The following is a 24,003-nucleotide window of genomic DNA, read 5'->3' on the forward strand; positions in this document are numbered from 1 at the left end:
TATAATAAACATAGCCTGATTCGCTACGTATACTACTATGGTGTCGACCATTTTGAGTGAACGGCAATTCATCGGCTCGATAGCAGCTAGTTCTACGCTGTTATTTATTTAAACAGCCCCGTTTTCAGGGCTTTGGCTACCGCTTCGGATTTGGAGTTGACGTGCAGTTTTTCGTAAATATTGACAATGTGCGTGCGAACCGTACCCATGCTGATATCGCAGTGGTGAGCGATGAGTTTGTAGCTGTCGCCTTCTACCAGTCGTTTTAAGACGTCTTTTTCTTTATCCGTGAGCGAAAAGTCGGTCGGTTTGGGCTGTTGAAAAGCCTGTAGTACTTTTAACGCGATGGAAGGGGTCATAGCCGCTCCGCCAGACATGACTTCACGAATTGCGTCGATGATTTTATCGGCGGGGGTTTTCTTGAGCAGGTAGCCAACCGCTCCGGCGGAGATAGCCGCAAAAATTCGTTCGACATCTTCAAAGACGGTGAGCATCAGGATTTTCGGACGGGTGGTCTGCTGACGGATGAGCTGTACGGCTTCGATTCCTGTTCGGCCCGGCATATCGATATCCATCAGAATAACATCGGGCTGGGTATGATTCACCAACTCTACAGCCTTGAGCGCATTGGGGTATTGACCCGTTACAATCAGATCGTCGGTAGCCTCGAAAATCAGCGCGAGGGTTTCCCGCAATGAGTCATTATCGTCGAAAATAGACACTCGAATCATAGGCCTAAATAGCTTCTACAGGTACTTTAAAGGTACCATTGGTCAGTACAACTTCTTTTTTTTGCTGGAGATTGTAGACTTTCATTGAAAAGGTACCTTCGACTGTAGCTCCATCAAATTTTGTTACGGTAACCGTACCGGTTCGTCCTTCTTTATTGGTATAGGTCGTATTGGTTTTTACATCTACATAAGTCCCTGTGCTTCCCGTTTTGCTAATATCAACCAGCGTAATTGTACCGGGGCCTGTTAGTTTTTCGAGTGTAAAGCCCATCATGTGCACACTGTTATAGCCAACCAGTGTTAGGTCTTTGGTCGTTTTGTTATAGGTCGATGTTGCTTGTTCGGATGTAAACGATTGACCATCTACTGAAGCCGTTACCACGCCTTTGCTGGCTGGTGTAACGCTACTATCTTCCTTCTTACTACAAGCCAGTGAACTGGCAACCAGGACAAGCATCCAGACTAGTTTGTGCGTTTTCATACGATAAGCTTGTGCGTTGACAAGTAATCCGGGCAGGTTCCTTAGCCGCCGTTACTTACTCAACAAAAGTAGCTTGTCGGCCTATACTGAAAAATCGGATAAATGTATGATTCTCACGGGTTCATAATCAGTTGCAAACGAGTGCCCTGCCCCAGTGTTGACTGTACGGCTAATGTGCCGCCCATGGCCGATGCCCGCTGTTTCATACTGTTCTGTCCTGTTCGCTGACTGACTTGAGCCGCATCAAATCCTCGTCCATTATCTTCAATCAGTACCATCAGTTGATCGTTCTGAAGCTCAAAACGGATTGTCGCCTGGGTTGCCTGCGAGTATTTGATTAGATTATTAATCGCTTCTTTGCCAATCAGATACAGGTTTCGACGTACTTCCATCGAAACGGGATAATCGTCCAGCGAGGAGTCAGCCGAGAAGTGCAAAACAATTCCTTTGGCTTCCATGAGTGGCTGTGCGTATTCCCGTAAGCGCAACGCAATCCGATGTAAGGAGTCGTTACCGGGATTGATGGTCCAGATAATTTCATCAATGGATTCCAGAATCTGGCGGGCATCGGTGTAAATTTTCTGGACTGTTTTCTGGGCCGATTCGGGTTGGTTCTGTCTGAGTAGCGCGTCCGTGTGGCCACTGAGCATAGAGATGCTGCTTAATGTACTGCCTACTTCATCGTGAAGGTCATGGGCAATCTGTTTGCGGAGCTTTTGAGCTTCTTCTAATCGGCGCAATTTGGATCGGTTCAACAACCAGGCGCTGACGGCTCCACCCAGCAATAGCAACAGAGCCGCGCCAATGAGCAGGGCATTGGTACGAAATCGAGTACGCTCGGCCTCCTGCTGATTAAATCTGGCTTGTTGTTGAAGCAGTTTTATACGGGCTTCCTTCTTCTCTGTTTCGTACTTGGCCACCATGCGTTGTACTTCAGCGTTGGTGCGGACCGTAGTCGTGGAGTCCATGCGCTGGTTTCGTTCGAGCTGGAAGACATAAGCCTGCTGAAAATCTTTCATGCCACCGTATAGGTCGGCCAACCCCTGCGTGTACTCAGATATAATGGCTTTATCTCCTCGTTCATTGGCCATCGCCAAAGCTTTTTTCATGTAGTATTCAGCCTGCTTATAATCTTTCAACTCTTCATAGAAGCGCCCCATCATGAAATAGCCAGGAGCAATTGCTTCTTTATTCCCCTGCTTAATTGCCATAGCCAACGACTGTTCCAGATAAGGCTTGGCTTCCTGAAAGCGTTTGTCTTTCTGAAGCGCTAAACCAATATTGCCCAGAATATCTGATCGAAGCAGCTCGTAGTCGGTGCCATGGATAAAGCTAAGCGCTGTTTTATAGTGTAGGATGGCTTCTTTCTCCTGATTCAGATCATCGTAACATCGACCAATATTGTGTTCGGTAATAGCCAGACCATAAGGAGTCGCTGACGACTGTTTCATTAAAGCAAGCCGTTGCTGGAAATAGGCTATGGCCTGCCTCGGTTTATTCATATTTTTAAGCGCCAGACCAATAATTTCATAGGTTCTTGAATTTCGCGGTTGGATGTTGTATTGCTCCTCCATACGAATCACCTTGAGAGATGTTTCGACCGCTTTATCATATTGTTTTAATTTATTGAGTGCTAGCGCTACATCCGTTGTTTTTTCAGTAATAATGCGGGGATGAAGCGTATACGATTCGGCACTTTTCAGCGATTTTTGATATAAAGCCAGTGCTTCCTGTGGGCGGTCGGTGAGATAATATAGACTACCCATGTTGGTATACGTATTGGAAAGTCCACGTCCATAATCTAGTTTGATAGACAAGGTCTCGGCCCCTTGTAGCAACGAATCGGCTCGTTGGTAAGCGGCTTTTTTTGTAAAAAGCTCGTATGCCAGACGAAGCGTAGCTCTGACAAAGTTAGTATCTATAGGAGGATGGGTCTTCACATAGATCTCCAGCGAATCCAGTGATTTAGGAACCTGAGCGTTTAGAACACCACGACACAGCAATGTCAACTGAAATGCAATCAGCAGGAAATAGAAACAATGTTTCATTGTGTTTGGTATGGGTTTAGTCTGGCACTCGATCAGGTAATTGACGTAGTTACGACTAAGCGAGTCCCCTGTTCAGGAGTAGATTGTATATTCAGCGAGCCGCCTATGGCTTCAGCGCGTTGTTTCATGCTAGCCTGCCCATTGCGACTATTGATGGCATCTTGTACAAACCCCCGCCCATTGTCCTCAACGACAACCTGTAGTTGCCTTTCTTTTAGTTCAAACCGAACTGTAGCCTGGGTAGCCTGCGAATATTTAACCAGATTGTTAATGGCCTCTTTGCCAATTAAATATAGGTTTCTTCGGACTTCCATCGAGACGGGGTGCCGATCCAGAGACGCATCGACACTAAATCGGAAATCGATGGCTTTCGTCTCCATGAGGGGCTGGGCGTATTCCTGAAGGCGTAGCGCGATACGGTGGAGTGAATCATTTCCTGGATTGATGGTCCAGATAATTTCGTCGACCGATTCCAGAATCTGTCGGGCATCGGTATAGATTTTCTGGACCATTTTCTGAGCCGATTCAGGTCGATTCTGGCTCAGTAACCGATCGGTATGGCCGCTGAGCATGGAAATGCTGGATAAGGTACTCCCGACTTCATCGTGGAGGTCGTGGGCGATCTGCTGGCGTAAGTTCTGGGCTTCTTCCAGACGGCGTAATTTAGAGCGATTCAGTAACCATGCACTCCCTACGGCTACCAGTAAGAGTAATAGAATACTTCCCAAAAGCAGGAGTTGAATCCGCTGGGTTTCCTGCTGGCGCAATTGGGCTTCCTGACGAAGCAGTTTAATCTGGGCTTCTTTCTTTTCGGTTGCGTATTTGGTAATTAGTCGCTGAACTTCTGCGTTAGTTCGAATGGTGGTGGTGGAGTCAATCTTCTGATTGCGTTCTAGCTGGTAAACGTAGGCTTGCTGAAAGTCTTTCATACCACCATACAAATCGGCTAGTCCCTGAGTATAGATGGCAATCTTGGGTTTATCGTCCTGCTCATTGGCCAGCGCAAGCGCCTGTTTCATATAGCGCTCGGCCAGCTTATAGTCTTTCTGTTCTTCATATACCTGCCCCAGGTTGAAATAATCCGTAGCCATAGCCGACTGATTTTCCTGCTTTCTGGAAATAGCCAGCGCCTGCTCGATGGCCTGCCTGGCTTCATCAAACCGTTTTAGTTTGCGTAAGACCAGACCTGTGTTGACCAGTATGTCGGACTGGAGTAGTTCTGATTCGGCTTCTTTAGCATGGCTTCGGGCTGATTTGTAATAACTTAGTGCTTTCGCTGGCTGTCCCAGATCGTCATAGCATTTGCCAATGTTCTGCTCGCAAATAGCCATTCCGTAGGGGTTCTTCTGGGCTTGGTTTAAGGCGAATGCCTGTTGCAGATAGCCAATGGCTGCGTGGGGCCGATGCATATCTTTCAGTGTCAGGCCAATCCCATTGTACGTATCTTCATTTCGGGGTTGGAGGTTGTACTGCTCCTGCATCCGTAGCGAACGCAGGTAGGCCTCGATTGACTGTTCGTATTGATTCGCTTTCCGATAGGCTGTACCCAGATTGGTCAAGGCACGTGCTATGGTACGGGTGTCGAATTTATAGTCTTCGGCAATGGAGAGTGCTTTTCGGAGCGACTCAAGGGTTTGCTGCGGCCTGTTCGACAGGAAGTAGTTGGACCCCATGTTGGTATTGGCCCTGTACATCCCACGGCCGAAGTGCAGCCGTCGGGCTATCGATTCGGCCCGATGCAGGATTGAATCGGCCCGGTTATAGTCGGCTTTTTTGCGGGTGATCAGATTGCCTAATTCATTCAGAGCGATCACGTAGTTGGTATCCGTTGGGGTATGCGTCTGAACATAGATTTCCAACGAATCCAGCGATTTGGGTATCTGAGCCCGAACTGTACTGGGTCCCGGCAGAATCAGGCTCAACATCGCAAATAAAATGAAATATGGGGCCTTTTTATAAAATGTAATCAACACGGGTATTCGGTTTAGATCAGTGACGTTGTAACTATCAGACTCGTTCCTTTGTCGGGGGCCGAATGGATGACCAGCGTACCACCTATTGCCTGAGCTCGTTTTTGCATACTGGTCTGCCCATTTCGACTGCTGAGTTGTGTGGTGTCAAAGCCCTGGCCGTTATCTTCGATGAGCACCTGCAACTGGTTGGCTTTTAGCTCAAACTGGACAGTCGCCTGGGTGGCCTGGGAGTATTTGACCAGGTTGTTGATGGCTTCTTTGCCAATCAGGTACAGACTCCGACGAACCTCCATCGAGATCGGCAACTCATCCAGCGAAGGGTCTACCCCGAAGGTGAAAGCGATGTGTTTGGATTCCATCAGGGGCTGAGCATACTCCTGAAGACGTAGCGCAATGCGTTGCAGCGAGTCGTTGCCCGGATTGATGGTCCAGATAATTTCGTCGATGGATTCGAGGATCTGTCGGGCATCGGTATAGATTTTCTGGACCATCTTCTGGGCCGATTCGGGTCGGTTCTGGCTGAGCAGTTCGTTGGTGTGGCCGCTCAGCAGGGAGATGCTGGAGAGGGTGCTGCCCACTTCATCGTGGAGGTCGTGAGCAATCTGTTTGCGTAAGGTCTGAGCTTCCTGGAGTCGGTTGAGTTTGGCCCGGTTGAGCAGCCAGCCACTGACGGCTGCTCCCAGTAGCAGCAGCAGCAGTCCCCCTAGCAGCAGGGCGTTTCGTTGCAATCGTTGCCTTGCTAGTTCTTCCTCCCGGAGTTGGGCCTGCTGGCGAAGCAGTTTGATCTGAGCCTCTTTTTTCTCGGTTTCATAACTGGCGACCAGCCGTTGCACTTCCGTACTGGTCCGAATGGCCGTAGCCGAGTCAATCTGTTTATTTTTTTCGAGCTGGAACGCGTAGGCCTGCTGGAAATTTTTCTGACCTCCGTAGAGATCGGCCAGAGCCTGGGTATAATTGCCAATCTGCTCCTTATCGCCCCGTTCGGTAGCCAGCACCATCGCTTTTTTTAGGTTGGCTTCGGCTAGCTTGTACTGTTTCAGGTCTTCATAAATACGGCCCAGGTTGAAGTAAGCCGTAGCCATACTTTCTTTATGGTTCTGATTCCGGCCGATGGCCAGTGATTGTTCAACGTATGGAATTGCTTCCTGCGAATGGCCTGATGCATTCAAAGCAAGCCCGATATTGACTAGAATATCGGCCTGAAGCAGCTCAAATTGTACCACTCTTGCATGCTGAAGGGCTTTTTTATAGATTGGAATAGATTGGTCGTATCGTTTTAGCTCATCATAGCAAATACCCATATTATTTTCAGTAATGGACATTCCCCTTATATTATGCTCAGCTTTTGCCAACGCTAGTCCCTGCCGGTAGTACGTGAGCGCTTCCGAATACTTCTTCATGGCTCGGAGTGCATTACCAATACCGCCGTAGGTAGTCGCAATTCGGGGCTGAATGGTATACTGCTCCTGTACGCGCAGTGACCGAAGTCCAATAGCTACGGCTTTACCATACTCGCCAAGTTTTTCATACGCAGCGGCTACGTTAGCCATAGCTCCACAGCGGAACCGAGGGGTGAGTTTATAGGTCTCGGCGTCCGTTAAGGCTTTCTGAAAATACGTAAGGGCTACTTGCGGACGATCCGTCAGGTAATAAATAGATCCCCGGTTTGTATAGGCTTTTGCCAGACCCAGCCCATACTGAAGTTTACCGGCCAGTTTTTCGGAAATTTGCAGAACAGAGTCGGCAGCGTCATAATCGGGATTGGTGCTTGAATGAAGTTCACGGCCCAGCACATTTAGGGCAATGACGTAATTGGTATCCTGAACCGTATGTGATTTGAGGTAAATACGAACCGAATCGAGAGAATTAGGCACCTGAGCTATCAGAACGGCTTTAGGCAAGAGGGTCACAAAAAGGATAAGGACAATTCGACAGAAGCAGGATTTCATGATAACGAGTTATCGATAGTCCTATAAATATCAATCAAATATTGCCCAAATTATAATGTCTTTAGCAAAAGGTTTATAGAACCGCATGGGCGGCCCCGACAGATTGGTTAAAGGCTCACCTGCATCGATAACTTTACCGCAAAGGAGGTAGCGCCTGGCTGATTCCGGTAAGTCAGACGATGGAGCGCTTCAATACGCAGCACCTTAAAGACGTTTTCAATGCCGTATCCTACTTCTGCATAGGGCACCGACCCTAAAGACCGGATTGGTGCAATCGGTTTGCCAGTGGCATCATGCGTGGCAGGGAGTGACCGGTTCTGGTTGCTTAGGTGTCCCCACAACAGGTTGCCGGTCACGAACGAACGCCAGCCCCAACGCCGGACCAGTGGAAGCCGATTGGTAAGTAGACCATCAAATTTGTGTTCGATGGCCAGGGATACATATCGATCACTGGTGAATTCGGCATAGTTCATCAAATTGAACGCATTGCGGTTGTAAAACGGTGTTTGGTTGCCGAGGTGCATTTCCAGCAACGGATAGGGCAGGAGCGAAGGGCTATACCCCGCCCGAACCGTATACTGTGTCTTGCCCCACAACCCCCAGCGGAGTGCATGAGCCCATTGTAACTGCCATTTGTGGTAGGTACCCAGTCGATTCCCCTGTACCGATGACGCGCCCAGTGTATAACGAAGGGTGACAATGGGCGCGGTTTCTGTCGTCCGGCGACGGATGCGACGACCAGTAACCCGACGATTCGGGAGACGACCTGGCGCATAGCGGGTCTCCAGAAAAAACTCCCGGCTTTGCACCGTCGGATTGGCCGTTAAGGGATTGGATGATTCTGCCGGTTGGTTGATGGCAAACGGAAACAACAGATTCATCGCTCGGGCCCGAACGCCAGCTGTCTGGGTAAAATCGGAACCTAGGTCTCGTTGGGCTGTCAACACCGTTTCGCGTTGGTAGTAGGCTTGCCGGTACGCCCCAAACCGGCTGGTGATTCGAAAAAACGAGTTATCCGCAATATCTTCCTGCCGATAGCCTAGCCGCTCCAGTTCATAGCTGTGTTTCAGTGTGAGTAGTGTTAAGGGCTGGCGCGAAGGAATGAAGTTAACCTCCCAACCTGTTTTCCAGACTTTATCGCGGGTTCCATAAGCCCCATAAGCAGACAATTGCCAGTGGCGACTAAATGCATTGTTGGTTTGTAAACCAATTCGTAGCCGATTGCCTTCAATGGGGTTATATGCCCACATGGAGTATACGGATCCCAGATCGATACCCCGCCAGAGAGGCAGGTAACCACCGTTTAAGAGAAACTGCCCTACTTTTGTGTAGGCCCTGACAATGGGCAAATTACGTACCGTGTCGAGCATGGCTCTCGTTTGGTCGAATGTTGCGGATAGAATCGACTGCTCACGTTGGGTGGGCCAGTAATCAGCCGGAGCCTGCGAACGATCGTCAGCTAACTCAACATCAACCGTAAAAAAATCAACAGGTTTAGGTTGGCCGATTACTGGCCGACGAACGCTAGTAAAGTAATCGACGGTAGCACCAAACGTATGGGGTACGAGCTCGCCAGCCTGAACCGTCAGGTGAGTGAACTCAGGTAGCCAAACCTTACCTGAATCTGAAACCATCGAATAGGTTTGCTCAATAGTAATCTGGTTGATAAAGTTAATATTGGCGATGGAGTCGACGTGGGCTTCGATGCGAACCAATGCATAGCTGGCGGTATCGATCCACATCGTTCCCCGAAAAACAAGATCCCGTTCATTTTTAGGGTCAAAATCAATTCCGTAGCACGTGTACTCGCCCACCTGTGCCGTATCGGCCAGAAAATAGGTATAGGCCATTCGCCCGCTAACAGCCAGCGGAGATAGAAATTCTTTTTTGAACAGGCTTACCTGGTTTTTGTAAAAATTGAGCGTATTGAAACCTGCACCAGTGAATTGAGAAACATAACTGTCGTCGGTGATACCTACACTGCTGATGTTGGTTTTCTGGATATGCTCTTTCAGGTGCTGAGGATGCTGTCGGGCATAGATGTGTGAAACAGTTTCGGATAGAAAAATGGGGAATTCCTGTTGTTGTTTTCCGCCCTGTTTCTGCTCCAATGCCTGTAGTACGGCTCGGATAGGCTTCCGTTGTCGAAAGCGTTCATCAAGATTGTTTATTCGGATAGAAAGCTGGCTGTAGGCTTCGTAGTCATACCCGCTCAGCTGACTGAAATCATTTCGCTTCCGGTAGGAGTGTATAGCTCTAAGAACGCGAAAGGCTGGATTTTCACCTGCATGGACTACAACCTCGCTCAACTGTGCGGCTGTAGGTATCAGCTCAACCTGGATTTTACCTCCCGAAATAGCTACCGCTTTGGTCTGATACCCCAATGCCGATACTAGTAGTGAATCAGTAGGTTGTCGTAATGCTAATTGAAAAGCACCTTCCAGGTCAGCCTGCGTACCAACTGCTTTCCCCTTCACGGCCAACGATGCAAAGGGAATAGCCTGACCAGTGCTTTGATCGATTACGCGTCCCGAAATCAGCGTGGGTGTGGTCGTCTGGCCTAAAGCGGGTAAACAGAACAGAAACATTAGCCAAAACAGGAGTTGGTTGACGGAGCGAATCCGTCGTACTAATGTTAGTACAGACTGTAGGCCCTGACATTCAATTGGTAGCGTAAGAGGAAGAGATGTATTCATGTTCATGTTGTTTACCATACGACTCCAGCAAAGCTCTGGCAATCAGGCTTTAAGGTAAACTGGTTAAAACGTGAACAGGAAAATTTAGTCAGCCAAATGTTGAAATAGCTGTATGAATTGAACCGATAAACTAGTTTGTATAATTCGAGATCAACCCAAAGTGAGGATGTATACTTAGTTGTTGTGCAAAAAATGATTTGTTTTAAAGTTACATCGTTCTTACAAAGAAACTTCTCATTTTTATCAATCGTAGTAAGTGCCAGATTATTAGATGTTTTTCTTATTAGTTATTGGGGTATTGTAGCTTCAGTTGAATAAATAATAATTTTTTTATTCAATAATATAATTAAAATGGTTTAATTTGCTTGTGAGTAGAAACATAAACAATAGGTGGTTTACTTTATTGTTTATTAAAAGGCTTTTTAGGTAACACAGAATTCTTGTTTGTTACTAAATAGCTTTTGTTAATGCATATTTAAAAGATATCTAGCCTATTCATAGGTAAATAATTCAGTTTAATGTATACTAATTGGTTACGTTTTTACTTGAATTGGTTTATAAAGTAGATAAAGAGTTTAATTTTCTTAGTACTTTTTGCTAAAATAAACTAAGAATTTTAGTAGTTTTAATGATACTATTTCGTTTTTAATGTAGATAGTATATTGTTTAGATTTATAATAAATAATTTGCCTGCTAGGCTTATTTATTTTGGAAATAACACTCAACTTCTGGGGAAGACTAACGAATAAGTATGCATCCAAGGCAGCTAGTACTTTCTGCCGATGAGATTGTATTTAATCAAAAAGTAAACTGATTTTTATCAGCAAATATCTGTGGTTACACATTTATATTTAATCGCTTTTTAGAGTACATGGGTTAGCAGTGTGAGGAGAATGCGGCCGTTTTAATAGGCTAACTCAATAAACCATTGTTATGAAACTGGATAGAGTAAGGTTGTTTCTGATGAAAGCAACGATTGTCCAGAGTCTAATAGATACCATACCATACGCTCGACCCCTTTTGAGCTTCAATAGGTCTGAAGGTTAGCTAAGAGCTTTGTTGGAAAACCAGAGCCTGTCAGGAGTACAGGTAGGTTTATTTTTGTGCTAAGCCCAGATAAAATGGGACTGAACGGGCGAAGCCGTAAAGAGTCATTAACTTGGGAGGTTATTTGTCGTGAACATAGAGCGCCTTCTCCATCCCCCTTTTCAATATAATATGCATACCGATTTTTATGGAAAACTATTCCATACGATTATTGTTTGTTGCTTGGGCGTTTTTTTTTCTGTCGTCCTGTACAACGATAAAGCCGCCAACTCCCAAATTTGAATACTTTCAAAGCAGTGACCCCCGATTTCCCGCCAGTATTGAAACCATTGCCCCTCAAATTTCCAGAATACAAAAGGGGGATATTCTGGGCATTATTGTCAGCAGCCTGAATAAGGAATCGAATGAGATCATGAATTTTTACAACATCAGCTCATTACCGCTCGCCAGTTTTTCACCAGGCGGTAGTGGGGGTGGTGGGTCTGGTAGCCAGCCGATTGGCTATCCGGTCGATTCTCTAGGCAATGTAGCCATACCGCTTATTGGTAAAGTGAAGCTCGACGGGCTAACCATCCAGCAGGCGGAAGAGAAGGTTCGGGTAGAAGTGGAAAAAACACTGAAAGACCCGGCGGTGAACATTCGGTTTATGAACCATAAGTTCACCGTATTAGGTGAGGTTAAAAACGTAGGTATTTTTAACCTGCTGAATGATCGCACTACGCTCATTGATGCCATTACCGTAGCAGGGGATTTATCTGAATATGCCAAGCGGGACAGCATTAAAGTCATCCGTTCTGTAAATGGAAAACGGGAAATAGGCCTGGTCAGTTTGCGCAACCGGGAAGTATTTACCTCGCCTTATTTCTACGTTCGGAATGATGACATCATTTACGTCGAACCGACAAAAGATAAACAATTGCCGCTTCCACAGCAGGAACAGGTTAAGAACAGCGCCTTCTACCAAAGATTTCCCTTTTTCTTAAGTTTAGTAACAACCGCTGTAACGCTTATCGCGCTATTTTCCAGGCTTTAAGCGCTGTTAACGACTATCAAACGAATTCATCTATCCCTACAATCTGCCTGTGATAAATATCAACATTATTGCCTAGTCCTTTTGGAACGCCTATGAGCAGCGAACAACTATTTAGCGAAGAACAGGAAGACGATACAGATATTCTGGGGTACGTATTTAAGTACCTCCGGTATTGGTACTGGATTGTGATTGCGCTGGTTATCAGTTTTGTATATGCTTACGTTTATTTAAAAAGATATACGCCCATTTACCAGGTGAACGCTACGCTTCTCATTAAGGATGAGAAGAAGATGAATACGGAAGTGCTCGAAAAGCTGGACATGGATGGGCAAAGTAAACTAGTTGAAAACGAAATCGAAGTTCTGAAATCGAGGGCATTGATCCGGAAAGTCGTCGATGACCTGAATCTGACTGTATCTTACTGGAAAGAAACGAAAGCCCGTGATCGTGAACTCTACAACGAAAGTCCGATTACCCTGAATGCTACGGAGATTACCGATTATGCCTATAGTAACCCACTCTACATTAAAATAGGCCCCGACAGCAAATATCAGTTGCTGGATGGCGACCAAAACGAATTAGGAACGTACTACTACAGCCAGCAGGTAAAATCCAAATATGGAAAGTTCCGGATCTTTGATCGGGATAGTGTGAACACTACCTTCCCGACACCAGTGAAAGTTGTCTTTCAGAGCCGGGATGGGCTGGTCGAAGGATTGATCGGTGGGCTCCAGATCGCGTTACTAAATCCAAAAAGTAGCCTGATCTCGCTGGGTCTCGAAACGGCTGTCCCTGAGAAAGGTAAAGACATTCTGACAAAGTTGTTGAATGAGTATGCCTTTACCTCACTCGAAGACAAAAACCGGGAAGCCACCAATACGCTTCGATTTATTGAAGAACGGCTGAAACTGGTCACGGCCGAACTGGGTGGGGTTGAACAGAATGTAGAGAATTATCGCCGAAGCAAAGGCGTAACCGATTTAAGTTCCGAAGCCAATCTGTTTTTAGGGAAAGTGGAAGAAAACGATTCGAAACTGAATGAACTGGACATTCAGTTGAAAGTGCTTGATGGCATTGAAGACTATCTGAATAGTTCGCAGGTAGGTATTGTCGCGCCAGCTACGATGATGGGCTTTACCGATCCCGTCCTGACGTCTTATATCGATCAACTATCGCAGCTTGAAATTGAGCGAAGTAAGCTGGCGCAATCGGTTCAGCCCGGAAACCCCTATCTGGAAACGCTGAATAACCAGATGAAAAACGTGAAGCAGGCGATCAAGGAAAACCTGGGCAACCGGCGGAATAGCCTGAATGTCTCTAAACGAAGTCTGCTCGAATTGAATAATCGCCTGGAAGGCGCTATTTCGTCTATTCCGCACAAGGAACGGGAATTTGTGGGCATCAAGCGGCAGGCGAATATCAAAGAGGATCTTTATTTACTGCTGTTGAAAACCCGTGAGGAAACGGCACTATCCTATGCGTCGACCGTGACGGATAGCCGGGTGGTCGATGCGCCCTTCTCGACGGGTGGCCCGATCCGGCCCGATCGGAACAATATTTACCTGATGGCATTGCTGTTTGGCCTGGCTGTTCCCATTGGCCTGATCGCCCTGAAAGAAGCCCTGACGAATACGGTTCAGAATAAGAAAGAAATTGAGCGGAAAACGGGCCTGAAAGTATTTGGTGAAGTGGGTTTACTACCTAAAGAAGAGCAGGGCGAAATCATCGACATTCGGAGCCGAAGCTTTGTGAGTGAGCAATTGCGCATGTTGCGCTCCAACATGCAGTATTTGTTCCTCGATAAGCAGGACGACATTGGCAGTACGATTCTGGTCACCTCGTCTACTAGTGGCGAAGGCAAGAGTTTCATGACGCTTAACATTGCCGCTTCGCTGGCGCTGTTGAACAAAAAAGTAGTGATCCTCGGGCTGGACCTACGCAAGCCGAAAATACAGGAGTATCTGAAGGTCAGTAATAAGATGGGTATGTCGAATTATCTGATCGGAAAAACGAGCCTTGATAGTATCATTCATGCAACGTCAGTAGAAAACCTATACATGGTCCCCAGTGGGCCGATTCCGCCAAACCCCTCGGAACTGATCGCCAATGGTCGACTGAAACACCTGATCGAGGACTTACGCAAATCGTTCGATTACATCATGATCGATACGCCCCCACTCGGCCTGGTTACGGATGCTACACTGCTGGCTCCCTACGTAGACGAATGTTTTTACCTGGTTCGCCACGAGAAAACGCCCAAACTATACTTGTCGAACATTAAGGAACTGGCGCATAAGAAGCTGTTTAAAACGGTACACATTATTTTCAACGCGGTCAATTACAAGAACTCTTCCGACTATGGGTATGGCTACGGCTATGGGTATGGCTACGGCTATGGCAAAGGAGCTTACTATGCGGAAGAAACCTCGAAAAAGAGCTGGATCAACCGACTTCTGTCGAAAGTATAAGCGATACCATCCACACTGCATCATTTCAGGAATAACGATACAATGAGTCGATCAGAGGCCATATCGATTGGTGTAATCGGATTAGGGTACGTAGGGCTGCCCCTAGCCGTTGAGTTCGGAAAAAAATACCCGGTTTTTGGCTTTGACGTCAACAAAGAGCGAATTCGGCAACTTGTCGAGGGGCATGATGCCACGCTCGAAATCGCCAAAGAACAAATCTGCTCGGCTAAGCATCTGACGTTCACGCATGATATTGAGCTATTACGGTCCTGCACCGTCTACATTATCACCGTCCCGACCCCCATCGATAGCTTTAAAAAACCGGACCTGAGCTTTTTACTGAAAGCCTCGACGGCCGTCGGAAAACTCCTGAAAAAAGGCGATACGGTCATTTACGAATCGACGGTTTATCCAGGATGCACCGAAGAAGATTGTGTGCCTGTGCTGGAGAAGTGCAGCAAACTTACGTACAATCAAGACTTCTTCTGTGGCTACTCCCCCGAGCGGATCAATCCGGGTGATAAGGAGCGAACGCTGACCCGTATTCTGAAAATTACGTCAGGGTCAACCGACGACACGGCTGATTTTGTCGATCGCTTGTATGGCTCTATCATCGAAGCGGGAACCTACCGCGCCCAGTCCATTAAAGTGGCCGAAGCCGCCAAAGCCATTGAAAATGCTCAGCGGGATATCAACATCTCGTTTGTCAATGAACTGGCGCTGATGTTCGACCGGATGGGCATCGACACCAACGACGTACTGGATGCGGCTGGCACGAAATGGAACTTTCTGAAATTTAAACCGGGACTGGTAGGCGGACACTGTATCGGAGTTGACCCCTATTACCTGGTTCATAAAGCCCAAAGCCTCGGGTATTACCCCCAGGTCATTGCCTCGGGGCGGCTCGTGAACGACGGCATGGGCATGTTTGTGGCGAAGAAGATCCTGAAGCGACTCATTGCCAACGGGCTACAGATACAGTCGAGCCGGGTACTTATTCTCGGTATCACGTTTAAGGAAAACTGCCCGGATACGCGCAACACCAAAGTGGTCGATATTTACCACGAGCTTATTGATTTTGGCATTGGGGTTGACGTCTATGACCCCTGGGCTTCTCCGCAGGACGTGCAGGAAGAATATGGTATAGAGCTGGCCGATACGATAGCCGGGAAGCAATACGACGGGATTATTCTGGCTGTGGCTCATCGGCAGTTTTTTGAATTAGATATAAACGGGTTAAAAAGAGATGCGAAATCCATCGTGTTCGATGTGAAATCCATCTTCGACAAGAAGCTGGTCGACATTCGGCTGTAAGCGCCATCGCTTCTTAGTCAACTCCTTACGTATAGTCTTGAAACGGTTTTCAGCAGTATGCATTTCGCCTATCTAACGCCTATTGATCAACCTTTACCATGTCGCTCACTCAACTTACCGTTCGGGAAGGCTCACTGGCCGGTGATACCATCCGTCCGCTCGACCAGCCCGCCATCATCTCGCCCCGGCGCGACAGTATTCATCAGAAACTGCCCGATAGCTTACTGACTATTGCGCAGAAAGAGGCCTGGCACTGTGCCAGTTTAGACGACATTATTCAGCATAAGCTCGACCAGACGGTTGCGCATGTATACATCGATGAGGTGCTGTTGAAAGCCCACGATCCGAACCAGGTTTTTGAAACAATTCGGACCAAACTGATCGACAATACCTATTTTGCGTTTCGCATCGTAACGGCCGAAAACATAAAAGCCAGCATTCAGCAGCGTATTTCCTACGGTTTCTTTACGATCTATTACCCATTCCATTTTTTATCCAGACGGGTACTCCCAAAACTCAAGGGATTTCGTAAAGTATGTCGGTTGCTGGCCATCCCGGTCGATATCTCGAAAGCAGAAATCATTGGTCGATTGATTTACAAAGGGTTCGACATTGTTGATCTGGTTGAAACGGCTCAGGATACGCTAATCATTGCCAAAGCGAACACGGGCGTCATGCCCAGCCAGCTCAGACCCGCTTCCAAGGAGGGGTTTCTGTTCCGAATGCAGCGGGTTGGTAAACTGGGGATTCCGATTACCGTCTATAAATTCCGCTCCATGCATCCTTACGCCGAGTATGTGCAGGAGTATCTGCACCGGACCAATGGGCTGGATGCAGGCGGAAAGTTCAAAAATGACTTTCGCGTGAGCACCGGTGGGCGCGTATTGCGAAAATACTGGCTTGATGAATTGCCCATGTTGTATAACCTGCTGAAAGGGGATATCAAACTGATCGGCGTTCGCCCCATTAGTGAGCATTATTTTAGCCTGTATCCCGCTCAGGTTCAACAGATACGGAAGAAGCATAAGCCGGGTTTACTACCGCCTTTTTATGCCGATATGCCTACTACGTTCGACGAAATTGTGCAGTCGGAGCTGGCGTATCTGGAAGCCTACGAAAAAGCCCCCTGGCAAACCGATCTGGCGTATTTGCTGAAGATCCTGAAAAATATCGTCGTTCATAAAGCGCGTAGTAAATAGACATGACCGCTTCATTGACTGGGTCTGGCATCAGCGAAACCATACAGATGGTTGATTTGAAGAATCAGTATCTGAAAATCAAACCTGCCATCGATGCGGCCATTCAGGAATGTCTGGATACGACTGCTTTTATCAAAGGCCCGCAGGTTGGCGCTTTTGAACAGCAACTAGCGAAATACCTGAATGTAAAGCATGTGATTTCCTGCGCCAACGGAACCGACGCCCTTCAGTTGGCGATGATGGCGCTGGATTTGAAACCAGGCGATGAGGTCATAGTTCCCGCTTTTACTTACGTAGCAACAGCCGAAGTGATTGCGCTACTGGGACTCAAACCCGTGATGGTCGATGTAGACCCGGACACGTTTACAATGACACGGGAAAGCATCGAAAAGGCGCTGTCGCCACGAACTCGATTGGTGGTTCCCGTACACCTGTTTGGTCAATGTGCCGATATGGAAAGCATTGTCGCGTTATGTCAGGTGCATGGACTGTCCATAATTGAAGATACGGCGCAGGCTGTAGGAGCAACCTACACATTTCGGAATGGAACGATAAAAGCCGCAGGCGCAATGGGGGATCTGGGGACCACATCGTTCTTCCCATCGAAAAACCTCGGCTGTTTTGGCGATGGAGGAGCGGTCTATACCGACCAGGATAGTCTGGCACACAAGGTGAAGATGATCGGAAATCATGGGCAGGCCCGAAAGTATGTCCACGAAACGATTGGCGTGAATTCCCGCTTGGACACCATTCAGGCCGCTATTTTACTCGAAAAGCTGAAACATCTGGACGGCTATACCCAGGCGCGTCAGCAGGTCGCCAATCGATACGACGAAGCCTTTCGGAATGTGGAAGCCATCGAAATTCCATACCGAAATCCTGATTCGACCCATGTCTTTCATCAATACACGCTGAAAGTACCGGCTGATAAACGGGATGGACTGAAAGACTATCTGAGCCGGAAGAAAGTACCCAGCATGATCTATTATCCGATTCCCCTGAATGCCCAGAAAGCGTACCAGAGCGTCGGTCGAGTGGTGGGCGATCTGGCTGTAACGCAGGATTTATGCCGACGGGTGATTTCCCTACCCATGCATACCGAGTTGTCGGACGATCAGATCAATTATATTGTCGAAACGATCATTGATTATTTTTCCTGACAGGATTTACAAGATGTACAGGATGATGTTTGTCCGATAAATCATGAAAATCCAGTTAATCCTGTCAACTAACCTTACTCTGTGAACTCCGTTTTTATACACCCCTCGGCTATCGTTGATGACGGGTGCCAGATTGGCGAAGGCACGAAAATCTGGCATTTCTCGCACATCATGCCCGACTGCGTGATTGGGAACGGATGTAACATCGGCCAGAATGTGGTGATCTCCCCGCAGGTCGTGCTGGGTAATAACGTGAAGGTGCAGAACAACGTGTCGATCTATACGGGAGTTACCTGCGCCGACGATGTGTTTTTAGGGCCGTCGATGGTGTTTACGAATGTGATCAATCCACGAAGCGCTATTGTCCGAAAAGACCAGTATCAGAAAACGCACGTTGGCAAAGGAGCCAGTATCGGGGCCAATGCTACCATCGTATGCGGGCACGACATTGGGGAGTATGCGTTTATTGGCGCAGGAGCAGTAGTCACTAAACATGTGCCGCCCTATGCGCTGATGGTCGGTAATCCGGCCCGACAACTCGGCTGGATCAGCGAATACGGCCACCGACTCAACTTCGACGAGCAAGGGCTGGCCCAATGCCCGGAAAGTGCTGAAACCTACCGGCTCAAAGACGGTGCAATTCATAAAGAACTGTAGAAATTCTATCCTAACGTCTACTTTACCACTCCTTCCTTGATGAAAACATTTGCCCTGATCGGTGCTGCCGGTTTTATAGCCCCCCGCCACCTGAAAGCCATAAAAGAAACCGGGAATAGGCTGGTGACGGCCTTCGATAAGTTCGACTCGGTGGGGGTGATGGATAGTTTCTTTCCCGAAGCTGATTTCTTCACGGAGTTTGAGCGGTTTGATCGGCACGTCGATAAAAAACGCCGGGAAGGCGATCCGATTCAGTACGTCAGCATCTGTAGCCCGAACTACCTGCACGACGCACACATCCGTTTCGGACTGCGGAGCGGAGCCGATGTGATCTGCGAAAAGCCCCTGGTGCTGAACCCCTGGAACATCGATGGACTGGCCGAAATGGAGAAAGAAACCGGCAAACGGGTCAATAACATCCTGCAACTACGGCTGCATCCCAGTATTGTAGCGCTGAAAAACCGCATCGCCAACAGCCCAGCCGATAAAGTGTACGATGTAGATCTAGCCTATATCACCTCTCGGGGCAAATGGTACAACATTAGCTGGAAAGGCGATACCACCAAATCGGGTGGCGTGGCAACCAACATTGGCGTCCACTTTTTCGACATGCTAACCTGGATTTTCGGTAAGGTGAAGAAAAACGTCGTGCATGTGCGCGAAGAGAATACAGCCGCTGGATTTCTGGAACTGGAACGGGCCAATGTGCGCTGGTTTCTAAGTACCGAATATGAATCGTTGCCTGAAGCTGTCAAGCTAGCCGGTAAACGGACCTATCGATCCCTGCAAATGGAAGGGGAGGAAATTGAATTCAGCGACGGCTTTACCGACCTCCATACCCGAAGCTATGAACACATTCTGTCGGGGAGCGGCTTTGGCCTGCTGGAAGCCTACCCATCCATCGAAATTGTTCACCATATCCGAAATGCAAATCTGACGCATCCAAGTAGCGACTATCACCCATTGGTCAAGTACCGGCAAAACGGTCTGGTGGTTAAGTAAAATCGACCCTGCTTAGAGATGTCTAACATTCTAAAGAAAGGCCGAAAAGCCAGATTTTGTCATTCTGACGAAGGAAGAATATTAAGGCTTTCTACTTTCTAGTTAGGGGACCTGTTTAGGATTTTGAAAAAGGGATAAGAGTTGAGTGGTTTTTGTAATTCCGACGCAGGAGGGGGCTTCTGTAGCAGGAAGTTTTCTGCCTTTCACAAAGATCCCTCCTGCGTCGGGATAACAAAAATGCTCTCGAGCTGAAATCCTAAACAGCTTCAGGATAACAGTAAGATTCCTCCTTCGTCGGAAGGACAGAAATCTTTATCAAACTCAATTTTACAAACGCTTAACAATTCAAAAAGCTTGACGTTGATTCAACATAACGTAGTGGCCGAAGAGGAAGAGGTAACGTATGCTCATTCGATTACTCCGCAAAACAGCCTGTTCGACTTGCGGCTGGGCGAAATCTGGCAGTATCGTGATTTGCTGATCCTGTTTGTCCGCCGGGATTTCGTTGCGAAGTACAAACAGACCATTCTGGGGCCAGTATGGTTCTTTATCCAGCCCATTTTCCAGACAGCCGTTATGGCTATCGTCTTTGGGGGCATGGCTGGCCTATCGACAGATGGCGTACCACCGATTCTGTTTTACCTGGCAGGGGTAACGGCCTGGAATTACTTTTCCAACTGCCTACGGGCCACATCGAATACGTTTACCGCCAATGCAGGTCTGTTTGGGAAAGTCTATTTCCCTAGGGCAGTTACTCCCTTATCGGTTGTCATCAGCAACCTCATTCAGTTTGGCATTGGTATGCTGCTCTTTCTGGTGATGTACGGTTTTTTTACGCTAATCGGAACGGCGCTACACCCCAGCAGCGCTTTACTCCTGTTCCCCTTATTAATCGTCGTAATGGGCTTTATGGGGTTGGGATTAGGCATGCTGGTATCCGCTATGACTACCCGCTACCGCGATTTACAGTATCTGGTTGAGTTTGGGGTGCAGTTACTGATGTATGCAACACCAGTAATTATTCCCTTATCGGCTATACCCGCCAAATATAAACCCATCATGCTGGCCAATCCTATGACAGGGGTTATCGAAACGTTTAAATACGGCTTTTTCGGAACAGGTACGTTTTCCTGGCCACTACTTAGCTATTCAATTGGGTTCTCCCTAATAGCATTCTTGATTGGCTTGGCAGTATTCAATAAAACAGAAAAGAACTTTATGGATACGGTATAAACCTAACCAGAAATTGGACGAATGAAGCCCATAATTAAAGTTGAGAATCTATCCAAACAGTATCGCCTAGGAACTATAGGGACTGGTACTCTCCGAGAGGATGTTCAGCGATGGTGGCATCAGATTAGAGGGAAAGAAGATCCTTATTTGAAGATTGGTGAAACAAACGAACGGAATAGTAAAGGTCAAAGTGACTACGTTTGGGCTCTCAAAGATATCAATTTTGAAGTGATGCCTGGTGAAGTGTTGGGTATTATTGGTAAAAATGGAGCTGGTAAGTCAACTCTACTAAAAATTCTTTCAAAGGTTACTGGACCTACAATTGGTCGGATTAATTTTAACGGTCGAATTGGAAGCTTATTGGAAGTTGGTACCGGCTTCCATCCAGACTTGACGGGACGGGAAAATATCTTTTTAAATGGGGCAATCCTAGGTATGACTAAACGAGAAATCCGCTCCAAATTAGATGAAATAATTGACTTCTCAGGTTGTGAAAGATATGTAGATACACCCGTAAAACGCTACTCAAGTGGAATGACAGTCCGCTTAGGCTTTGCTGTAGCAGCTCACCTTGATCCTGAAATCCTCGTTGTGGACGAAGTATTAGCAGTAGGAGATGCTGAATTTCAGAAAAAAGCAATAGGTAAAATGCAGGATGTGAGTAGAAATGAGGGGAGAACGGTATTGTTTGTAAGTCATAATCTAAATGCAATAAGCTTATTATGTAATAGAGCAATTCTTATAGAAAATGGCCAAATTTTGGTAGATGGTTTTACAGAAAAAATAATAAATAGATACATAGAAAATCAATCTATTTTAGCCTCTGGGCAACTCAACCTAGAAACTATAAAAAGAGATAAATTAGATTCAGATATAATTTTTAGAGACGTTAGGTTCAACGAGTATCCAGTAAAATTTGGTAATGATATAGAAATAATATTAAAGTTAAAGCAGCAAAAAGATAATGATTTTCAAGATTTGGAAATCGGGGTAGGAATATATGATATTCATGATAAAATGCTAATTCATACAAGTAACAAATTTATAAGTAAAACTTTAAAGCATAAATCCGACCATCAAGAATACGTATTTATTATAAAAAATAATCTATCTCCTCAAACTTATAGAATTAACTTGTTCTTGAAAACAGAAAAAGGTATTCAAGATTGGTTACAAAATATAGTAAGTTTTGAAATATTAGATGGGAATCCGTATAAATATATGAACTCTAAACAAATTGAAGGGGTAATATTCCCAGATTTTGAAGTTATAGAAAGGTAAGAAAATAATACTAAAATCTAATTATTAATAATTAATGCAGAAATGGTGAAATTTGTTCTGTATTATTATACTTAATTATTAATGTGAGTTTTTAAAAGTGACATAAGCAAAATCGAAAGTAGAATGAAAGAAAGTTTAAAAAGTAAGCTGAAAAGAGTATTGGCCAGCTTTGTACCCCAATCAATCAAAAAATTTATTGAACAGGAATTTGTATCAACAGATTATTACAAATATCAAAATGTTTCTTTTTCTCAGGAAGGTGAAGATTTAGTAATTGATAGATTTTTAAAATATCAAGAAGAAGGATTCTATATAGATATTGGAGCTCACCACCCAATGAGATTTTCAAATACTTATCGTTTTTATTTGCGAGGATGGAGAGGTATAAACATTGATGCAATGCCTGGTAGCATGAAGGCATTCAACGAAATCAAACCGAATGATATTAATATTGAAATTCCAATATCTGCTAAAACAGGTATAGAAACTTTTTATATATTTAATGAAACTGCATTTAATACGTTTTCGGAAGCAAATGCCAATCGTTTAATTGAAGAACAAAAAGCTATCTTGGTTGAAACCTGTCAATTACAAACGCAAACATTGTCAAAAATACTAGATGACTATTTGCCTAAAGGCATAATGATTGATTTTATGTCAATAGATATTGAAGGCTTAGACCTAAGTGTCCTTAAATCAAATGATTGGCATAGATATAAACCAAAATTTATACTAGTAGAAGCATATTTAGAATATATATATGAAATTAATGAAAAGGAAATTCATAGGTATTTAACTAGCTTAGGTTATAAATTTGTTGCAAAAACTTATTATACACTATTATATAAACAGGACTAATTAAAAGAGAAGGAAAATTTGTTAATTAGCTATTTGAATCTAACTTAAAAGAAAAATAATATAACACGATAGTTATTTTAATCGATTTATAGTTTATTATTCTTTTAGAAAAGTAAATACTAAATAAATTATGAAAATGAGCCAATTGCTGAAAAAAATTAAAAGAAATACTAAAAATGTAATAAGAGCCATTCTTTATAGCATGGCAAAATTATTTAGAGTAGATATTTATTTTGAATTGCCACAAGTGCCTAATTACGTTAAAACAATCGAAGATATTTATGGCCATAAATTATCAAGACAAATTCATGAAGCAGTAAATGGTAAAAAACGTCCTATCCCTTGGTTTACTTACCCGGCTATAGACTATTTATCTCAACTGGATTTGTCAGATTGTAATGTCTTTGAATGGGGATCAGGGGCTTCATCTCTGTTTTTTTCAGAAAGATCAAAAGGTGTTTATAGTGTCGAAAATAATGAAGAGTGGTATTTAAAGGTAAAAGATAAATGTTCTGAAAATAATTATTTATACTTTGTACCAGAAAATAATTGTTATGTAGATAAAATAAAAGATTTAAATGTGAAATTTGATATAATTGTTATTGATAGTATTCAACGTGAAGAGTGTGCTAAAGTAGCTCCATCTTTTTTGAAGGAAGGAGGAGTAATAATTTTGGATAATTCCGAAAAATACCCTTCAATAAGCGAAGACTTAAGGAAAATAGATTTTTTGCAAGTTGATATGTATGGGCTTGGGCCAATAAATAATTATACATGGACCACTTCTTTCTTTTTTGATAGAAATGCCCGTTTTAAGCCATTATCACATCAACCATTATTATTAGAAGGGGGAGATTTGGCAGATTAAATAAC

General features: G+C 45.4%; 17 protein-coding genes. 11 read left to right on the forward strand and 6 right to left on the reverse strand.

What is annotated here, in order from left to right; all coding sequences use genetic code 11:
- Positions 1–104: 104 nt before the first annotated feature.
- The 6 genes from B5M13_RS09340 to B5M13_RS09365 form a co-directional block, all read right to left on the reverse strand.
- Positions 105–731, reverse strand: coding sequence for a response regulator transcription factor (locus B5M13_RS09340; RefSeq protein ID WP_080055427.1), 627 nt, complete (start codon positions 729–731; stop codon positions 105–107).
- A gap of 4 nt (positions 732–735) precedes the next feature.
- Positions 736–1,212, reverse strand: coding sequence for a DUF6252 family protein (locus tag B5M13_RS09345; RefSeq protein ID WP_155297217.1), 477 nt, complete (start codon positions 1,210–1,212; stop codon positions 736–738).
- Between the two features lie 113 nt (positions 1,213–1,325).
- Positions 1,326–3,260, reverse strand: coding sequence for an ATP-binding protein (locus tag B5M13_RS09350; protein ID WP_080055429.1), 1,935 nt, complete (start codon positions 3,258–3,260; stop codon positions 1,326–1,328).
- 32 nt (positions 3,261–3,292) lie between these two features.
- On the reverse strand, positions 3,293–5,185 hold the full coding sequence (locus tag B5M13_RS09355) for a tetratricopeptide repeat-containing sensor histidine kinase (protein ID WP_080059857.1): 1,893 nt from the start codon (positions 5,183–5,185) through the stop codon (positions 3,293–3,295).
- Between the two features lie 59 nt (positions 5,186–5,244).
- Entirely contained in the window at positions 5,245–7,182 is a 1,938-nt protein-coding gene (locus B5M13_RS09360) for a tetratricopeptide repeat-containing sensor histidine kinase (protein ID WP_170061106.1), read from the reverse strand.
- Between the two features lie 107 nt (positions 7,183–7,289).
- Positions 7,290–9,878 carry a DUF5686 and carboxypeptidase-like regulatory domain-containing protein gene (locus B5M13_RS09365; protein WP_170061107.1) on the reverse strand — a complete coding sequence of 863 codons (2,589 nt, stop codon included), beginning with the start codon at positions 9,876–9,878 and terminating at the stop codon, positions 7,290–7,292.
- Positions 9,879–11,112: 1,234 nt separating this feature from the next.
- Between B5M13_RS09365 and B5M13_RS09370 the strand changes: the two genes are divergently transcribed.
- The 11 genes from B5M13_RS09370 to B5M13_RS09420 all read left to right on the forward strand — a co-directional run bounded on the left by B5M13_RS09370 (position 11,113) and on the right by B5M13_RS09420 (position 23,998).
- Complete coding sequence (locus B5M13_RS09370; RefSeq protein WP_080055431.1) at positions 11,113–11,958, forward strand: polysaccharide biosynthesis/export family protein; 846 nt, start codon at positions 11,113–11,115, stop codon at positions 11,956–11,958.
- A gap of 92 nt (positions 11,959–12,050) precedes the next feature.
- A complete protein-coding gene (locus tag B5M13_RS09375; RefSeq protein WP_080055432.1) occupies positions 12,051–14,426 on the forward strand; it encodes a GumC family protein in 2,376 nt (791 codons plus the stop codon).
- A gap of 42 nt (positions 14,427–14,468) precedes the next feature.
- Positions 14,469–15,740: a nucleotide sugar dehydrogenase gene (locus B5M13_RS09380; RefSeq protein WP_080055433.1), complete on the forward strand. Its 1,272-nt coding sequence runs from the start codon at positions 14,469–14,471 to the stop codon at positions 15,738–15,740.
- A 98-nt stretch (positions 15,741–15,838) separates the two neighbouring features.
- Entirely contained in the window at positions 15,839–16,939 is a 1,101-nt protein-coding gene (locus tag B5M13_RS09385; protein WP_080055434.1) for a sugar transferase, read from the forward strand.
- A 2-nt stretch (positions 16,940–16,941) separates the two neighbouring features.
- Positions 16,942–18,099 carry a DegT/DnrJ/EryC1/StrS family aminotransferase gene (locus tag B5M13_RS09390; protein ID WP_080055435.1) on the forward strand — a complete coding sequence of 386 codons (1,158 nt, stop codon included), beginning with the start codon at positions 16,942–16,944 and terminating at the stop codon, positions 18,097–18,099.
- 81 nt (positions 18,100–18,180) lie between these two features.
- The gene (locus B5M13_RS09395) at positions 18,181–18,756 is read left to right on the forward strand and encodes an acyltransferase (protein ID WP_080055436.1); all 576 of its coding nucleotides are present in this window, start codon (positions 18,181–18,183) and stop codon (positions 18,754–18,756) included.
- Between the two features lie 39 nt (positions 18,757–18,795).
- Positions 18,796–19,758 carry a Gfo/Idh/MocA family oxidoreductase gene (locus B5M13_RS09400; RefSeq protein ID WP_080055437.1) on the forward strand — a complete coding sequence of 321 codons (963 nt, stop codon included), beginning with the start codon at positions 18,796–18,798 and terminating at the stop codon, positions 19,756–19,758.
- Positions 19,759–20,112: 354 nt separating this feature from the next.
- Complete coding sequence (locus B5M13_RS09405; protein ID WP_245859902.1) at positions 20,113–20,991, forward strand: ABC transporter permease; 879 nt, start codon at positions 20,113–20,115, stop codon at positions 20,989–20,991.
- Between the two features lie 21 nt (positions 20,992–21,012).
- Positions 21,013–22,272, forward strand: a complete 1,260-nt coding sequence (locus B5M13_RS09410) for an ABC transporter ATP-binding protein (RefSeq protein WP_080055438.1) — start codon at positions 21,013–21,015, stop codon at positions 22,270–22,272.
- 123 nt (positions 22,273–22,395) lie between these two features.
- A complete protein-coding gene (locus B5M13_RS09415) occupies positions 22,396–23,130 on the forward strand; it encodes an FkbM family methyltransferase (protein WP_080055439.1) in 735 nt (244 codons plus the stop codon).
- Between the two features lie 136 nt (positions 23,131–23,266).
- Positions 23,267–23,998: an SAM-dependent methyltransferase gene (locus B5M13_RS09420; RefSeq protein WP_155297218.1), complete on the forward strand. Its 732-nt coding sequence runs from the start codon at positions 23,267–23,269 to the stop codon at positions 23,996–23,998.
- Positions 23,999–24,003 lie beyond the last annotated feature (5 nt).

The organism is Spirosoma aerolatum, assembly GCF_002056795.1.
Taxonomy (GTDB): Bacteria; Bacteroidota; Bacteroidia; order Cytophagales; family Spirosomataceae; genus Spirosoma; species Spirosoma aerolatum.

What these genes read in the sequence shown, in the direction of transcription:
- B5M13_RS09370 (WP_080055431.1), top strand. Translation starts at nt 11,113, where the DNA reads ATGGAAAACTATTCCATACGATTATTGTTTGTTGCTTGGGCGTTTTTT.
- B5M13_RS09360 (WP_170061106.1), bottom strand. Translation starts at nt 7,182, where the DNA reads ATGAAATCCTGCTTCTGTCGAATTGTCCTTATCCTTTTTGTGACCCTC.
- B5M13_RS09345 (WP_155297217.1), bottom strand. Translation starts at nt 1,212, where the DNA reads ATGAAAACGCACAAACTAGTCTGGATGCTTGTCCTGGTTGCCAGTTCA.
- B5M13_RS09355 (WP_080059857.1), bottom strand. Translation starts at nt 5,185, where the DNA reads ATGTTGAGCCTGATTCTGCCGGGACCCAGTACAGTTCGGGCTCAGATA.
- B5M13_RS09385 (WP_080055434.1), top strand. Translation starts at nt 15,839, where the DNA reads ATGTCGCTCACTCAACTTACCGTTCGGGAAGGCTCACTGGCCGGTGAT.
- B5M13_RS09390 (WP_080055435.1), top strand. Translation starts at nt 16,942, where the DNA reads ATGACCGCTTCATTGACTGGGTCTGGCATCAGCGAAACCATACAGATG.
- B5M13_RS09400 (WP_080055437.1), top strand. Translation starts at nt 18,796, where the DNA reads ATGAAAACATTTGCCCTGATCGGTGCTGCCGGTTTTATAGCCCCCCGC.
- B5M13_RS09380 (WP_080055433.1), top strand. Translation starts at nt 14,469, where the DNA reads ATGAGTCGATCAGAGGCCATATCGATTGGTGTAATCGGATTAGGGTAC.
- B5M13_RS09415 (WP_080055439.1), top strand. Translation starts at nt 22,396, where the DNA reads ATGAAAGAAAGTTTAAAAAGTAAGCTGAAAAGAGTATTGGCCAGCTTT.
- B5M13_RS09410 (WP_080055438.1), top strand. Translation starts at nt 21,013, where the DNA reads ATGAAGCCCATAATTAAAGTTGAGAATCTATCCAAACAGTATCGCCTA.
- B5M13_RS09365 (WP_170061107.1), bottom strand. Translation starts at nt 9,878, where the DNA reads ATGAATACATCTCTTCCTCTTACGCTACCAATTGAATGTCAGGGCCTA.
- B5M13_RS09420 (WP_155297218.1), top strand. Translation starts at nt 23,267, where the DNA reads ATGAGCCAATTGCTGAAAAAAATTAAAAGAAATACTAAAAATGTAATA.
- B5M13_RS09375 (WP_080055432.1), top strand. Translation starts at nt 12,051, where the DNA reads ATGAGCAGCGAACAACTATTTAGCGAAGAACAGGAAGACGATACAGAT.
- B5M13_RS09350 (WP_080055429.1), bottom strand. Translation starts at nt 3,260, where the DNA reads ATGAAACATTGTTTCTATTTCCTGCTGATTGCATTTCAGTTGACATTG.
- B5M13_RS09340 (WP_080055427.1), bottom strand. Translation starts at nt 731, where the DNA reads ATGATTCGAGTGTCTATTTTCGACGATAATGACTCATTGCGGGAAACC.